Here is a 658-nt window from a genome sequence, read left to right as displayed (position 1 = left end):
GGCCTCGTCCTGCGCGCCTGGGCGACGCTGCCCGCCTGGGCGCGCGGCGAGGAGCCGGGCCCCGCTCTCGCGCTGTGCCACGGAGACCTGCACCTGGGACAGCTCGTGCGCCACCCGGCCGCCCGCGGCCCGTGGCGGCTCATCGACATCGACGACCTGGGACTCGGTGATCCCGCCTGGGACCTCGCCCGGCCCGCCGCCTGGCACGGCTGCGGGCTGCTCTCGGCCGCCGACTGGTCCACCTTCCTCGGCGCCTACCGCGCCGCGGGCGGCAGCGCCGTGCCGGGCGAGGGCGACCCGTGGACCCGGCTCGACGTCCCGGCCCGCGCGCTCACCGTGCAGACCGCCGCGCTCGCGCTGGCCAAGGCGACCGAGGCGGGCCGCCCGCTGGACGACGCGGAGACCGCCGTCCTCGACGCCTGCGCCCGGATCGCCGGACTGCCGCCCGCCTGACCCGGGGGAACTCCTGACCCCGCTCACGCGTCCTGACAGGATGAGCGAGAACGGCCCGGTACCCCGGGAAGCCGTCGCGTCAGGCGAGGAGTTGGAGCCAGGATGCATTGTCCGAAGTGCGGTGCCCCCATGCACACGTACAACCGCAGCGGAGTCCAGATCGAGCAGTGCAGCGGCTGCCGCGGGATATTCCTGGACTACGGCG

General features: G+C 75.7%; 2 protein-coding genes. Both read left to right on the top strand.

What is annotated here, in order from left to right:
• Positions 1 to 453, top strand: a 453-nt coding sequence (locus G3I42_RS08235) for a phosphotransferase (RefSeq protein ID WP_164283817.1), incomplete at its 5' end; no start/stop codon positions are given.
• Positions 454 to 555: 102 nt separating this feature from the next.
• The coding region (locus tag G3I42_RS08230; RefSeq protein ID WP_164283815.1) for a zf-TFIIB domain-containing protein at positions 556 to 658 on the top strand (103 nt) is incomplete at its 3' end.

It is taken from the genome of Streptomyces sp. SID11385 (assembly GCF_010548245.1).
In the GTDB taxonomy this organism is placed as follows: Bacteria; Actinomycetota; Actinomycetes; order Streptomycetales; family Streptomycetaceae; genus Streptomyces.
The sequence above is the reverse complement of the archived record's forward strand: the minus strand, read 5'-3'. Positions and strand labels throughout refer to the sequence as shown.